Origin of the sequence: Bordetella bronchialis (assembly GCF_001676705.1) — a bacterium.
In the GTDB taxonomy this organism is placed as follows: domain Bacteria; phylum Pseudomonadota; class Gammaproteobacteria; order Burkholderiales; family Burkholderiaceae_B; genus Bordetella_C; species Bordetella_C bronchialis.
This window is the reverse complement of record NZ_CP016170.1, coordinates 4,783,579-4,796,953: the sequence shown is the minus strand read 5'-3', so window position 1 is coordinate 4,796,953 and position 13,375 is coordinate 4,783,579. Positions and strand designations below refer to the sequence as shown.

General features: G+C 70.2%; 12 protein-coding genes. 5 read left to right on the top strand and 7 right to left on the bottom strand.

Annotation, left to right across the window (positions count from 1 at the left end):
- Positions 1-229 precede the first annotated feature (229 nt).
- Positions 230-826 (bottom strand): hypothetical protein, encoded by a 597-nt coding sequence (locus BAU06_RS21115; RefSeq protein ID WP_231933921.1) that lies wholly within the window; start codon positions 824-826, stop codon positions 230-232.
- Positions 827-1,116: 290 nt separating this feature from the next.
- Positions 1,117-2,382: a DUF445 domain-containing protein gene (locus tag BAU06_RS21110; protein WP_066359467.1), complete on the bottom strand. Its 1,266-nt coding sequence runs from the start codon at positions 2,380-2,382 to the stop codon at positions 1,117-1,119.
- A 297-nt stretch (positions 2,383-2,679) separates the two neighbouring features.
- Between BAU06_RS21110 and BAU06_RS21105 the strand changes: the two genes are divergently transcribed.
- Both BAU06_RS21105 and BAU06_RS21100 read left to right on the top strand, forming a co-directional pair.
- Complete coding sequence (locus BAU06_RS21105) at positions 2,680-3,624, top strand: ketopantoate reductase family protein (protein WP_066354933.1); 945 nt, start codon at positions 2,680-2,682, stop codon at positions 3,622-3,624.
- Between the two features lie 60 nt (positions 3,625-3,684).
- Positions 3,685-5,952 carry a hypothetical protein gene (locus BAU06_RS21100; protein ID WP_156770306.1) on the top strand — a complete coding sequence of 756 codons (2,268 nt, stop codon included), beginning with the start codon at positions 3,685-3,687 and terminating at the stop codon, positions 5,950-5,952.
- Between the two features lie 31 nt (positions 5,953-5,983).
- On the opposite strand, the gene BAU06_RS21095 is transcribed toward BAU06_RS21100, so the two are convergent.
- Entirely contained in the window at positions 5,984-6,421 is a 438-nt protein-coding gene (locus BAU06_RS21095; protein ID WP_066354930.1) for a hypothetical protein, read from the bottom strand.
- Between the two features lie 351 nt (positions 6,422-6,772).
- Here BAU06_RS21095 and BAU06_RS21090 point away from each other — a divergent pair, with 351 nt between their 5' ends.
- Positions 6,773-7,126 (top strand): YciI family protein, encoded by a 354-nt coding sequence (locus BAU06_RS21090; protein ID WP_066354924.1) that lies wholly within the window; start codon positions 6,773-6,775, stop codon positions 7,124-7,126.
- A gap of 211 nt (positions 7,127-7,337) precedes the next feature.
- A complete protein-coding gene (locus BAU06_RS21085; RefSeq protein WP_066354923.1) occupies positions 7,338-8,624 on the top strand; it encodes an RNA polymerase sigma factor in 1,287 nt (428 codons plus the stop codon).
- Positions 8,625-8,637: 13 nt separating this feature from the next.
- Here the strand turns inward: BAU06_RS21085 and BAU06_RS21080 are convergent, their stop codons facing one another.
- From BAU06_RS21080 to BAU06_RS21070, 3 genes are all read right to left on the bottom strand, one after another.
- Complete coding sequence (locus tag BAU06_RS21080) at positions 8,638-9,201, bottom strand: Dps family protein (RefSeq protein ID WP_066354920.1); 564 nt, start codon at positions 9,199-9,201, stop codon at positions 8,638-8,640.
- Positions 9,202-9,272: 71 nt separating this feature from the next.
- Positions 9,273-10,574 (bottom strand): NYN domain-containing protein, encoded by a 1,302-nt coding sequence (locus tag BAU06_RS21075; RefSeq protein ID WP_066354918.1) that lies wholly within the window; start codon positions 10,572-10,574, stop codon positions 9,273-9,275.
- Positions 10,574-11,284 carry a DUF2239 family protein gene (locus BAU06_RS21070; protein WP_066354916.1) on the bottom strand — a complete coding sequence of 237 codons (711 nt, stop codon included), beginning with the start codon at positions 11,282-11,284 and terminating at the stop codon, positions 10,574-10,576. Before BAU06_RS21070 ends, BAU06_RS21075 begins: the two co-directional genes overlap by 1 nt.
- A 236-nt stretch (positions 11,285-11,520) precedes the next feature.
- Between BAU06_RS21070 and BAU06_RS21065 the strand changes: the two genes are divergently transcribed.
- Positions 11,521-12,069 carry a hypothetical protein gene (locus BAU06_RS21065; protein ID WP_066354914.1) on the top strand — a complete coding sequence of 183 codons (549 nt, stop codon included), beginning with the start codon at positions 11,521-11,523 and terminating at the stop codon, positions 12,067-12,069.
- A gap of 104 nt (positions 12,070-12,173) precedes the next feature.
- On the opposite strand, the gene BAU06_RS21060 is transcribed toward BAU06_RS21065, so the two are convergent.
- Complete coding sequence (locus tag BAU06_RS21060; protein WP_066354912.1) at positions 12,174-13,148, bottom strand: tripartite tricarboxylate transporter substrate binding protein; 975 nt, start codon at positions 13,146-13,148, stop codon at positions 12,174-12,176.
- Between the last annotated feature and the right edge of the window lie 227 nt (positions 13,149-13,375).

Sequence of the window (13,375 nt, the reverse complement as noted above, 5' to 3'; positions counted from 1 at the left end):
GGACGAAACCCGCGCGCCGCTCGCGCGGTTGCGATGCAACATCGACGCGCCGGCCCGCAAGCCGATGATTTTGAAAGGGTTTCCTTCGTGCGGACGCGGTCCGGGCGGCCGGCCGTATAACGCCGTCTTATAGGCGCCGCACAAATCTCGATAGCATCGGGGCCGGGTCCGCCGCGCAGCGGGGGCCCCGCCGGTCCGTCCGCGCGCCGCCGGGCTTCCCCGTGCGCGGCTATTCGCTGCGCTGGTAGCGCTGGTCCGGTCCCGAGTGATAGTGGGTGACCTTGTCGCCCCGCGGGCCGAAATACACGTACATCACCGAGTGCCAGCGCCCGTCCAGCACGTAGTAATACGACCAGACGACTTCGTGCTTGTCGCCCAGGCCCACCGCGCCGATGCGCGCGGGCGGTCCGAATTCGCAGCGCACCGCCTCGGGCGTCCAGTCGCCCGTGCGCAGGCGCTGGAAGTGCCCGGGCGACATCAGGGCCTCCATGCGCACGGCGCGGCCCTGGGCGTCCAGGTCCGTGCCCCAGGCATAGCTGCCGGACGGCAATTGCGACCAGACCGCCCGCCGGGTGCCGTCCGGCCGCGTGCATGTGTAGGTCGGCGCGCCGTAGCGGGACTCCATATCCGCCAGGGACGTACCGGGCGGGGTCTGGGCGATATTCGCGCAGCCGGCCAGCAGGCCCAGCATGGACAGCGCCGCCGCCATGGCCCGCGAAGCAGGCGTCGACCGCCTTGCCTGGGCGGTGGCCGGGGCCAGTGCGGAGCGCCGGACGGTGGAAGGGATGGGCGACGCGGCGCGGGTGCGCGGCAATGGGCGGGTCATGGCGGTTTCCTGCAAATTGCCGCCGCGCGAGGGCAGGAGGCGGCGAGCGGCGGGGAATTCATGCGGGCGGCCTGAGAGGGCCGACGGCGATACAGCTTAACGCCGGCGGGGAAGCTTGCGCCATCGTCCGGACCGGGACGGCCGGCGCCTCGTGGCCGGCAGGCCGGCCCGCCAGGGCGGCCATGCCCGGACCGGCACAGGCCGGTGACGCGCGTTGCGGGCCTGAGCTCCCGCAAGACGGCGATCCAGGCTTGCCGGCGATCTCATCCAGCCGCGCCCGGATTGGCGGCTCAAGAGGCCGCGAACCAGCCCCCGCGCTGCGCCAGCCAGACGCAGGCGTGCAGCGCCAAGCCGATCAGCCCGCCCACCACCATTCCGTTGAAGCGGATGTATTGCAGGTCGCGGCCGATGCTCAGTTCGAGTTCGTCGACGAACTGGCGCTCGTCCCAGGTTCGCACGGTTTGCGCGATGTGGTCGGTGATGCCCTGGCGCAACCCGGTGGCCAGGCGTTCGGCGCCGGCCAGCACGTGCTGGTTGATCGCATCGCGCAGCGCCGGCTCCGCGCCCAGGTTGCGGCCCAGCGCGGACAAGGTCTGTTCCAGATGGCGGCCCAGCGCCGAGTCGGTGCTGGACAGGTCGCGGCGCAAGGCCTCGCGGACTTCGTCCCAGATGCCCTGTACGTATTCGCGCACCTGCTCATGGGCGATGATGCGTTCCTTCATGCGCTCCACCTGGCCTTGCAATTGCGGGTCGTCGCGCAGGCGGGCGACATAGCCCCCCAGCCACGCTTCGTAGTCGCGCCGCAGGGGATGGTCGCGCTGCGCCAGCACGTCGTGCAGTTCGTCCAGCAGCGCCCGCGCCAGGCGATCGGCCAGCGTATCGGCGATGTCGTCCACCGGCCGCACCAGGTTCAGCGCCTTGGCCATGCGCGGCCATTCCTTCCTTGCATACTTCACCATCAAGGCCGCGGCGCGCTCTTTTACCGGATCTCCCTGCAGATAGGCCGCCAGGCGGTTCAGGGCCTCGTCCAGCAGCGCGTGATGGCGCCCGTCGCGCGCCAGCAGATCGAACAGGTCGCCGGCCGTCCGCGCCGCGTTCCACTCCCGCAGCCGGCTCACCACGAAAGCGTGTATGCCTTCCCGCACCGCGTCTTCGTCCAGCAGATTCATGGCATGCAGCGCCCAGGCGCGGGCCGTGCCGGCCACCACCCGGGCCTGGCGCGGATCGGCCAGCCATTGGCCCAGGCGGGCCGCCGGGTCGAAGACCTTTAGCCGTTCCAGCAGCGTGGCGCGGTCCAGGAAATGATCGCGTACGAAGACCGCCAGGTTATCGGCGATGCGCGCCTTGTTGGCGGGGATGATGGCGGTGTGGGGGATCGGCAGGCCCAGCGGCCGGCGGAACAGCGCCACCACCGCGAACCAGTCCGCCAGGGCGCCGATGGTGGCCGCTTCGCAGAATGCCCGCACCCAGGCCCATGCGCCCTGGCCCCCCATCGCGTAGCTGAGCGCCACGCCGGCCAGGGTCGCGGCCAGCGACGCCAGGGCCAGGGTCTTCATGCGGCGCAAGGATATTCGTCGGGGATCTGCGGGCAAAAACGGTCTCCTGGCAAGCGGGCGTTGGGGGAAGGGCGCCCGGGGGCGCGGCGGTACGGCCGATTTTATGGGCACGCCGCCGCCGTCCCGGGCTTGGGGCGCTTCGGGGCCGGGACGGTTCCGCGGCCTGTCCGCGGCGTTGCGGTTAGTATCTGCGTGACGGGCGCGGCGGTCCGCGTGTGCAAGCAACGATCCCGGCTGGCCATTCGTCCCGGCCGCCGCCGGACCGTATCGGGCGCCCCATTCTGCAAGGAGACAGGCATGAAAGTCGCGGTAATGGGCGCCGGCGCGGTCGGCTGCTACTTCGGGGCCATGCTGGCCCGTGCCGGACACGAGGTCGCGCTGATCGGGCGCCCCGTGCACGTGGAGGCCATCCGGTCCAAGGGTTTGTTCCTGGACACCCGCAGCTTCCAGGCGCACGTGCCCATGCAGGCGGGTACCGGTCCGGACCTGGCCCAGGGCGCCGAGGTCATTCTTTTCTGCGTGAAGTCGGCCGACACGGAAAGCGCCGGGCGGGCGCTGGCGCCGTACCTGGCGCCCGACACCCTGGTGCTTAGCCTGCAGAACGGCGTGGACAATGCCGAGCGGCTGCGTACCGTCCTGCCGCGGACGGTGGTGCCGGCGGTCGTCTACGTCGCCACGGAGATGGCCGGGCCCGGCCACGTCAAGCACCACGGCCGCGGCGAGCTGGTCATCGGCCCTTCGGCGGGCAGCCGGCGTTTCGCCGACGCATGCGCCGCCGCCGGCGTGCCGGTGGAGATCTCCGACAACGTCGCGGGCGCGCTGTGGGCCAAGCTCATCGTCAACTGCGCCTACAACGCCCTGTCGGCGATCGCCGGCATGCCCTACGGCGAGCTGTACCAGGGCCAGGGCATCCAGCAGGTCATGCGCGACGTCGTGCATGAATGCCTGGCCGTGGCCCAGGCCGAAGGCGTCGTCGTGCCGGGCGACAGCTGGGCCGCCGTGCTGAAAATCGTCGAGACCATGCCGACGCAGTTCTCGTCCACCGCCCAGGATATGGCGCGCGGCAAGGCCACGGAAATCGATTTCCTGAACGGCTACATCGAACGCAAGGGGCGCGAACGCGCCATCGCGACGCCGGTCAATCGGGCCTTGCATGCCCTGGTCAAGCTGATGGAAAGCCGCGGCCGGGGCGGCGCGCCGGATACCGCGGGCGCGGCCGCCCCAGGGGTGGGCGCCGCCTGAAGGCGGGCGGAGGAACCGCCGCGTGGGCATGTTCCTAAACGCATTTTCGCGAGGACATCCATGCTCACGCCCCCGAACCCATACTCGAGCGCTGACTTCCCCGCGGCGATCGCCGCCCCCGGCGGCGCGCCGGCGGCTCCCCACGACGAACGCAGGAAAGCGCTCGAAAGCAGCCTTGCCATGGCGGTGTGGCAACTGCACGACCTTGCCTTCGACCGCGACGCCCTGGAGCATCTGGTCCTGTCGGTGCTGCATGAGGCCGACCCGGCCGCCGCTGCGCAGACGCACGGCGCGAGTCACCGGGCGACGAATCCCGGCCCGCATCCCGGCCCGCATCCGCCAGCGCCGCCGTCCCCGGCGGTCGACTCGCTGCATACGCTCCTGGCCGAGCTCCTGGAATCCTGCCCGGAGCTGCCACGCCAGACGCCTTATCCCAAGGCCAGATACGGTCCGATCCCGGACGAAGTCGTCCATGCCATAGGCGGCCCTGCCTTGCTGGCGATCGTGCGTCCCGAGCGCGCTGGCGCGCTGCCGCCAGGCGCGCTTGCGGATATCCGGGACCTGTGGTGCCAGCAGGTCCGGTATCTGGAACAGGAAGGCGAGGCGGTGCGCTCTCCCGTGCCCAGCCCGGCGCTGCTGCGTTTCATCAAGTCGCATCTGGCGAAACATCCTGGCCTGGACCAGGACGCGTTCTTCCTGCCGTTTCGCCAGTTGGCCGAGCGTTGCATGAGCGTCATCAATCCGGATGGGGGCGCCGAAGCGCTGCCCTGCATGCTGGGCCAGGGCCTGGAAAGCGGGCTGATCCCTTACGAGGAATTCAGGGCGTGGGCCCAGGCCTGCGCGCGCGACGTCCCGCCGGTGACCCTGGCCGGGTTCCACGAGGCTCCGCACCGGTTCGGGTTCGGTACGCCGCACGCCTTTTGGGATGTCAACCTGGTCGCCCTGTTTTCGCCGCTGGCGCTGGGCCTGCTGCAGCACAAGCGCGCCTCGCTGGAGACGCTGACCGCGTGGCTGGGCGTGGACGCCCGGGTGCAAGCGCGCGGCAATGCCAGGCCGCCCGCGCCGGCGTCGAGAACGGCGTACCTGCTGGCGTCGATGGCGGTGAACCGCGCCTGTTCCCGGCCCGGCGCCTTGGCGAACCCCGAGGTCATCGTGCGCCTTGCCCAGGCGGTCGTACCGGTCAAACATGTGAATGTCCTGCTGGGCTACGCGGGGTCCGTGGGCGCCCAGGCGCTGGAGGACGAGATCGCCCGCGTCATCGAAGGCTACCGCTCGCTCCAGGCGGCGTCCGCACCGGCCACGCCGTCCACCTCCCCCGACTATTCCGGCTTCTACCTGCGCGTCGAAAACTGGCATCCCGGGTCGCCCAAGATGGCGCGGATCCAGCAATCGTTGCAGGCGCTCATGCCGCATTGCCGGCTGGAAGCGGCAAGAAACCATGCCCGCCTGAACCGGCCGGTCGTGGCCGTGTCCGCGGCGCCGGCCGCGGGAAGTCCGCTGCGCCGCACCCTGCAGCGCGCGGACGAATTGTTCGCCGCCTGGCGCGCGGAAGGGATGACGGCCGACGAACAATCCCGCCTGAGCCGCGTGTTGATGCAGGGCTTCGACGACGCCTGGGCCCGCGCCGCGATATTCTCCGGCACGGTCAGCCCAGCGCGCGTGGAAGCCTGGTTCGAGCGGGCGCAGCCCATGGACCTCGGCGCCTTCCTGGACCGCTCCATGAAGGAGGCTACCCTGCGCTGGTTGCGCGATACGGAGATCGATGCGGACCTGCTGTGGACCGTGCCGGCGATGATCCTGAGCCGGTTGGATATCGACGAGATCGATGCGGCCCTGCGGTCGGAATCCGCCACCTTGCTGCCGGGCCTGCCGGTGCTGTTCGACCCCGACACACAGATCCCGCTGCGGGTTCGCTACGGAGTGGTCTCCCCCGACCGGCTGCGGGAAGCGATGCGCGACCGTTCCACGCTGTTCCTGGCGCAGAACCTGAAAAGCGCGCCGCTGGACCCGCTGGCGATCTCGCCCTTGCGCTACGCCCTGGGCGACATGCTGTGGCGCCTGCGTCGCGGCGTGGTGATCCTGGACACCGTGCGGGGTGTACTGGCGCCGGACAGCGCCGGTGCGGCCCGTTGCGCCCGCCTGGAGCGCGCCTGGCGCGATGCCATCGAACGGCTGGATGCCTTGTTGTGCCCGGCCATGGAAGAGGCGCTCGTCCGCGATCCCGCGCGCATGGAGAACGAGCTATCGCGTCTGCGCCACGACGTGCGGGACGCAATGCCGGATGTTCCAGGCGCGCATGCCGGGGCGCATGCATGGGCCCGGGCGTAGCGGTGCCCGCCGGATGCGGGCCCCGGCCGGCCTAGCGGGCGCCCGCGCAGCGCGCCCGCGCCGCGTCCAGGCTTGCCGCGGCGGCCCGCATGCGGGCCGCCTGCTGGTTGGGATCCTGCGGCAGCTTGCCTGAAGCGAACGCCAGCACCACGTTATCCGGCATGTTGGCTACATAGCCCTGTCCGACGCAACTGCAATAGCCCTCCCAGGCGGCGGACGACTTCGGCGCATACGGATCCAGCTGCGGCTTGCGTTGCAGCAGCGACCGGCATTGCTGCACGTTGGCGGGCACCAGCTTCTGGCGCAGCGACGGCAGGTTGGCCGCCGGTTCGGAGCGGGCATCGCCCGGCCAGCCCAGCACGGCGCCGGCGAGCAGGCAGCCGCCCAGGCCGGCGAGCAGGCGCAGGAAGCCACGGGACAGCAGGGGTGGGGGATTGTCGCGTTGGATATGGCTGGGCATCATCTTCATGATCCGCGTTGCAGGCAAGCCGCGATCGCACGGCGGGTACGGTATTGTGGGCAGGGAACGTGCTGCAACAAACCGAAAATAAGGCGATATATCGGCCGCTGATTCGCCTTAACGCGGCGCCGTGCCACGTTAATGTTCAAGGCCCACGGCGCCCTGGGCGCACGAGACGGCCAAGGTCGACCATCGGCCGCACGGTGGGCGAGGTCGTGCGCACCATGGGCGCCACTACCGAAAGCTCGGGCGCGCCGCCCCACGGCAGCCGACGGCGCCTGCATGCCGGCACGTCCATCGCGCGGCGGGCAGCGGATACAATGCGCTGCACGCCGGCGCGCCCGGCCGGAGGAAGCCACCATGTCTTACATGCTGCTTATCGTCGAGCCGCGCGAACAGCGCGCCCAGCGCTCGGAAGCCGAAGGCCGCCAGGTCTACGACCAGATGCGGCGCTTCGCCGCGGACCTCCAATCCCGCGGCAAACTGCTGGCCTGCGAATCGCTGGCCAGCGACAGCGAAGGCACGCGCGTCCAGGTGCGCGAAGGCCGCGCGCGCCTGACCGACGGCCCTTTCGCGGAAGCCAAGGAAATGGTCGGCGGCTTTTTCCTGCTGGATTGCCAGACTCGGGAGGAGGCCCTGGCCATCGCGGCCGACTGCCCTGCCGCCGCCTGGTGTACCGTCGAAGTCCGCCGCGCCGCGCCCTGCTACGAATAACGGGCGCCGCCGTGCCGGTCGCCGCGCCATGCCCCACGCCCAGGCTGGGGTTTTCCCGCAAGCCGTCTCGCCCCTGTCGAAAGCCGCGCCGCATGGCCGTCGTACAGGCATGGGCGCCGCCGGGGCGGCGCCCCGCAACGGGAGACAGCCATGCGATATCCGCCCAGCCGCACCGCGGCACGGCACGGCCGCGCCGCGCCGGGAGGCTGCGATGAACCGGTCCGCCACGCACGCCGCGATCGAGGCGGTATGGCGCAGGGAAGCCGCCAAGGTCATCGCCGGCGTCGCCCGCCTGGTGCGCGACGTGGGGCTGGCGGAGGACTACGCCCAGGACGCCCTGGTGGCGGCGCTGGAGCACTGGCCGCGTACCGGCGTGCCGGATAACCCCGGGGCCTGGCTGATGACCGCCGCCAAGCACCGCGCCCTGGACCGGCTGCGCCAGGATGCCTTGCACGCCCGCAAGCAGGAAGCGCTGGGGCAGGACATGGAGACCCTGGGCACCGCCGTGGAGCCGGATTTCGTCGACGCGCTGGATGCGGCGCGCCAGGACGATATCGGCGACGATCTGCTGCGCCTGGTCTTCACGGCCTGCCATCCGGTGCTGTCGACGGATGCCCGGGTCGCGCTGACCCTGCGCCTATTGTGCGGCTTGACCACCGACGAGATCGCGCGTGCCTTCCTGGTAAGCGAGCCCACCATCGCCCAGCGCATCGTGCGCGCCAAGCGCACCCTGTCCAAGGCGGCCGTGCCTTTCGAGGTGCCGCCCGCCCACCTGCGCGCCGAGCGCCTGGCCTCGGTGCTGGAAGTGATCTATCTGGTCTTCAACGAGGGCTACGCCGCGACGGCCGGCGACGACTGGATGCGGCCGGCGCTGTGCCAGGAAGCGATACGGCTGGGCCGCGTGCTGGCCGGGCTGGCGCCCGACGAAAGCGAAGTGCATGGCCTGCTCGCCCTGATGGCGTTGCAGGCATCGCGCCTGCCCGCCCGGCTGGACGCCCAGGGCGCGCCGGTGCTGCTGGCCGACCAGGATCGCGGCCGCTGGGATCGCGCCTTGATCGCCAGCGGGCTGGATGCGCTGGCGCGGGCCCAGGTCCTGGGCGGGCAGGGGCCTTACGCCTTGCAGGCCGCGCTGGCCGCCTGCCACGCGCGCGCGCCCACGGCGGCCGATACGGATTGGGATGGCATCGTGGCCCTGTACGACGCGTTGATGCGCCGCGCGCCGTCGCCCGTGGTGGCCTTGAATCGCGCCGTCGCCGTGGGCATGGCGCAGGGGCCGGCCGCCGCCTTGCCCCTGGTGCAGGCGCTGGGCCATGAGCCTGCCTTGCGCCAGTATCCCTGGCTGCCCAGCGTGCGCGGCGATCTGCTGGAACGCCTGGGCCGCAAGGCCGAGGCGCGCGCGGCCTTCGAAGAGGCGGCCGCCATGACGCGCAACGCGCGCGACCGCGCCATGCTGCTGGCGCGGGCGCGCGCGCTGGAAGAGGGCGCGCGGGACGCGTAGGCGGGGCGCCGGCTCAGTGGCCGGTGGCGTCGCCGCGGCGGCTGGTCTCGAACAGGAACCAGGTCCGCTGTTCGGTTTCGTCGATCCAGTTTTCGATCAGGCTGGCGGTGGCGATGTCACGATGCTCGTCGCACAGGTCATGCACTTCGCGCATGAAGGACGTCAGGCTCTTGTTGTCTTCCTGCAGCTCGGCAATCATGTCCAGCGGCTGGACGTAGTCGGCGTCGTTGTCCAGCAGGCGCTGCGTGCGGGCGATGTGGCCGATGGACTTCAGCGTGGGGCCGCCCAGCTTGCGGATGCGCTCGGCGATCATGTCCGTCATCGCGAAGATCTCGGTGGCCTGTTCGTCCAGCAACAGGTGGTAGTCGCGGAAGTGGGGGCCGCTGACGTGCCAGTGGAAGTTCTTGGTCTTGAGGTACAAGGCGAAGACATCCGCCAGCAGGCGGTTCAGCGCGCCGCCGATATCGCGGGTGCCTTCGGCGGAGATATCCGACGGGGTGGCCAGAGGCGCCATGCGGCGCTTTTCGAGGCTGCTTTTCTTGGACGTGTTCTTGGAGCTGCTTGCGGGTTTCTTCATGGATGTCACCTGGGAGAAGCCGTCGTTGAGAGACTCCCGTCCCGATGGGACGGGCCAAGCGGGAGTCTAGCTCAGGTTTCGCTGCCGGAGGGCGCCGTCTTGCGCGGACGCCGCGTTCGCGAGGCGGTCTTGCGTGCCGTCTTGCGCGGCGCCTTCGCTGGCGCGGCCGGGGCTTGCGCGCCGGGTTCTTCGGTCGCAGCATCGTGCATCGGCATGGCTGGCTCGGCTTGCGGCGCTTGCACCGGCCACGTGGCCTGCGCCGAGGCGTCCGCGGCCGATGCGGCCGCCGGCGTTTCGGCGGCATGCTCGATCGCATGCACGTCCATCGCCGGCGCTTCGGCCTGGATGTCATCGGTGCCCGGGGTGTCGGACGCCGGCGATGCGGCGCCGCGCCCGCGGCGGCGCCCCGTGCGCTTGGGCTTGTCCGGCGCGGCGTGCGCGACGGCTTCCTCCTGCGGCGTGGCCCCAGCGTGGGCGGCCTCGTCCAGGTTGGCGTCATAGGCCTCGCGATGGGCCGGTTCGTCGATGGACGCGGCCCGCGGTTCCGGCGCGGGGGGATGCAGCCGATAGACGTAGGTGCCCGACTTTTCGTCACGTCCGACGTCCAGCAGCCCGCGCGCCTGGGCTTCTTCCAGCAGATTGCCGAAGGCGCGGAAGCCGTAGTACGACTCGTTGAAGTCCGGCTTGCGGCGCTTGATCGCATCCTTCAGCGCCGATGCCCATATCTTGCCGCTGTCGCCACGCTCGGCGACCAGGGCTTCGAAGGTCTCGACCGCGATATCGATGGCCTGGCTCCGGCGGGTATCGACGTCTTCCTTGCGACGCCGCTCCTCGGTGCCGCCGCGCCGTGCGGCGGCGTTGTCGCGCCCGCCCCGGCGCGAGGAAGAACGGGCGTTCTCGCGCACCAGGTCGTCGTAGAAAATGAACTCGTCGCAGTTGGCGATCAGCAGGTCCGAGGTGGACTGCTTCACGCCCACGCCGATGACATGCTTGGCGTTTTCGCGCAGCTTCGAGACCAGGGGCGAGAAATCGGAATCGCCGCTGATGATCACGAAGGTGTCGACGTGCGACTTGGTATAGCAAAGGTCCAGCGCGTCCACCACCAGCCGGATATCGGCGGAGTTCTTGCCGGACTGCCGCACGTGGGGAATCTCGATCAATTCGAAATTGGCCTCGTGCATGGCGGACTTGAAGGTCTTGTAGCGATCCCAGTCGCAATAGGCCTTCTTGATGACGATGCTGCCTTTCAACAGCAGCCGTTCCAGTACCAGCCGTATATCGAATTTTTCATAGTTGGCGTCGCGCACGCCCAGCGCGACGTTCTCGAAGTCGCAGAACAGCGCCATGCTGACGTTGTCGTGGGAAGAAATCATCAATGCTCCTGTTCCGCGAACGCCAGCCGCAGCGCGTGTTCACGGATGTCGTCGGGCCAGGCGGCCATGTGTCCGGCCATGGCATGGGTATCGGCGGCGAACAAGGCGCGCGTGGCTTCCTCGAAGCCCGGCATGTCGCCCGCCATGGCCGACATGAACCGGTAGGCGGCTTCCCGCCGCGCGCGCTCGCGCGAACCGCGGTCCCGCATGCCGGCTTCCACCAGCTTGCGCAGCGCGACCGAGGCGCCGCCCGGCTGGGCGTTCAGCCATTCCCAGTGGCGGGGCAACAGCGTGACTTCGCGCGCGATGACGCCCAGGCGCGGCCGTCCGCGCCCGCGCGGCGTGCCGCCGGCATCGCTGGAGGCCAGGGACGCGCGGCGCCCCTGGCGCAAGGCCGCGCCCGTGCCGGCCAGGTTCGCGCTTGCGGTCTCCGCGCGCCCTGTGTCCGCGCTGGCGGCGTCCGCGCTCGCGGCTTCCATCGCGGCATGCGCGCGTGCCAGGCGCGCCAGCACATCGTCGCGGCTGCCGCGCGTATCGATATCCACCACGCGGCCAGTGGTGTCGTCGAAAGTCAGGACGCTGCCGTGCTGGGCGGCGGCGGTTTCTTCCAGCGCCGCCTTGACCGCGAGCGCGACGTCGGCCAGCGGGCCCGCCGCGAGCCGGCGGTGTCCGGCAAAGGCGGTGCAGGGAGTTTGGACGGTAAGTGTCATGGTGAGTCTGCGGGACGAGTGGATGCTCTGCTATCGCTTGATACGAGCCGCTAATTTTACCCGGATTAAATTTGCGCGTCTATGCACATGCGTCCAGGCGCCGTCGAAATGCCCTGAAACCACCGCGGTGTTACACGGCGCGGGATTCGCTCGCCAGGAGGCCGCCAAAGTGAGTAGAGTAGCGATATGGTTTCTCCTGCCGCCCTTGCGCGCGGGGAAAGCATGGAGCAGAGCAGATGAAGACCTTTCCCTTACGGGCCGCTGTCGCGGCTCTCGCGCTGGCGACGGCCGCCGGCGTTTCGTCGCCGGCCATGGCGCATGGCTATTACCACGGCGGCTGGCATGGTTCCTCGGCAGGCTGGTGGGTAGGCGGCGCGCTGGCGCTCGGCGCCGCCGGCGCCATCATCGCGGCCAATTCGCGGCCCGCGGTCATCTACAGCGCGCCCGTCTACGCCGCCCCGCCGGTGGTGTATTCCGCGCCGGTGTATGCCGCCCCCGTGTATGCCGCGCCGCCCGTCGTGTATACGCCGCCGCCGGTGGCCTACACGCCGCCGCCCGTCTATGCGCCGCCCCCGGCGCCCACGGGCAACATGATCGCGTATCCGGCGCGCGGCCAGAGCCAGGCGCAGCAGACCCGCGACCGCAGCGAGTGCAACGGCTGGGCCATGAACCAGAGCGGCTACGACCCGGTGCATCCCAATGCCTGGACGACGGGGGTGATGGTGGACGCCTATAACCGCGCGATCTCGGCCTGCATGACCGGGCGCGGGTACACCGTGAGCTAGCGTCCAGTCGCGCGGATACACCCGCATGCGGACGTATCCGCGGGAAGCACGCCATGCGACCGCCGGCGTCGTGCGCCGGCCGCCGTGGCGGCCATCCCGGGCCGTCACTCCACCTTGCCGATCTTTCGCACGGCCTCGCGCATCTTGGCCGCATCGGCGTCCCAGTAGGCCTGGAAATCCGCCGCATCCAGATACAGGATGGGGCTGCCGGCCTGCTGGATGGTATCGCGCACCTTGGGATCCTTGGCGGCGGCTTCCGCCGCGGCGCGCAGTTTCCGCACGATCGGTTCCGGCGTGGCGGCGGGCACGAACAGCCCCGACCATTGCGCGAAGGTCACGTCGTAGCCCAGTTCCTTCAGCGTGGGCACGTCGGGCAGCGCCGCCAGGCGGGTTTCGCCCCAGGTGGCCAGCGCCCTGACCTTGCCGGCCTGGATGTATTGCAGCACCGATGCGGGGCCGGTCGATACCGCCTGGACCTGCCCGCCCAACAGCGCCACGATGGCGGGCCCGGCGCCGCCGTACGGCACGTGCAGCACCTTGATGCCGGCGGCGCTGTGCAGCATTTCCATGGGAACGTGCATGGTGCCGTAATTGCCGGACGACCCATAGCTGACCGGCGTGGCGTCCGGGCGCTTCAGGTCGTCGATGAACTCGCGAGCGGTCTTCCAGGGGCTGTCCGCGCGTACCACGAGTACCGTCGGGTCGGCGGTGAAGCGCGCGATGGGCTTGAACTGGTTCAACTGGTACATGGGCGCGCGGCCCAGTATGCGGTCGGCTTCCGGAATGATCGAAATGGACGACAGCGCCATGAGCACCGTGTAGCCGTCCGGTTCGGCGCGCGCCACCACGCCCATGCCGAGTCCGCCGCCAGCGCCCGCGCGGTTTTCCACGACCACCGATTGTTTCAGGCTGCGGCTCATGGCGTCCGCCACCGGCCGCGCCACGGTATCGGCGACGCCGCCCGGCGGAAAGGGCACGATCATGGTGATGGGTTTGGCGGGCCAGTTGTCCTGCGCCTGGCAGACGGTGGCGGCGCACAGGGCCAGCGCGGCGGCTGCCGCCTTGAAGGTCGATCCCATTTGTCTTCTCCGATTTGTTGTCTTTCTGGCGCCGCCGTGGCGGCGCTGTTCTTTCGGCGGGCTCGCGTGCGCCGCATCCGTGCCCGCGTCATGCGCCTGGATGATCGGGCGCGGCGCGGGCGAGGTTTAGTCTAGCCTTTCGCGCCGCGCCGCGGAACCGGTCCTTGCGCGCAATGCCGCGCGGCTGCCTCATGGATGTGCATAGGGGCGTTCAATCGCCGCCATAA

Coding starts and splice junctions, on each gene's coding strand:
- BAU06_RS21085 (WP_066354923.1), top strand. CDS start 7,338: ATGAACCGGTCCGCCACGCACGCCGCGATCGAGGCGGTATGGCGCAGG.
- BAU06_RS21065 (WP_066354914.1), top strand. CDS start 11,521: ATGAAGACCTTTCCCTTACGGGCCGCTGTCGCGGCTCTCGCGCTGGCG.
- BAU06_RS21080 (WP_066354920.1), bottom strand. CDS start 9,201: ATGAAGAAACCCGCAAGCAGCTCCAAGAACACGTCCAAGAAAAGCAGC.
- BAU06_RS21070 (WP_066354916.1), bottom strand. CDS start 11,284: ATGACACTTACCGTCCAAACTCCCTGCACCGCCTTTGCCGGACACCGC.
- BAU06_RS21090 (WP_066354924.1), top strand. CDS start 6,773: ATGTCTTACATGCTGCTTATCGTCGAGCCGCGCGAACAGCGCGCCCAG.
- BAU06_RS21110 (WP_066359467.1), bottom strand. CDS start 2,382: ATGAAGACCCTGGCCCTGGCGTCGCTGGCCGCGACCCTGGCCGGCGTG.
- BAU06_RS21115 (WP_231933921.1), bottom strand. CDS start 826: ATGACCCGCCCATTGCCGCGCACCCGCGCCGCGTCGCCCATCCCTTCC.
- BAU06_RS21095 (WP_066354930.1), bottom strand. CDS start 6,421: ATGAAGATGATGCCCAGCCATATCCAACGCGACAATCCCCCACCCCTG.
- BAU06_RS21105 (WP_066354933.1), top strand. CDS start 2,680: ATGAAAGTCGCGGTAATGGGCGCCGGCGCGGTCGGCTGCTACTTCGGG.
- BAU06_RS21100 (WP_156770306.1), top strand. CDS start 3,685: ATGCTCACGCCCCCGAACCCATACTCGAGCGCTGACTTCCCCGCGGCG.
- BAU06_RS21060 (WP_066354912.1), bottom strand. CDS start 13,148: ATGGGATCGACCTTCAAGGCGGCAGCCGCCGCGCTGGCCCTGTGCGCC.
- BAU06_RS21075 (WP_066354918.1), bottom strand. CDS start 10,574: ATGATTTCTTCCCACGACAACGTCAGCATGGCGCTGTTCTGCGACTTC.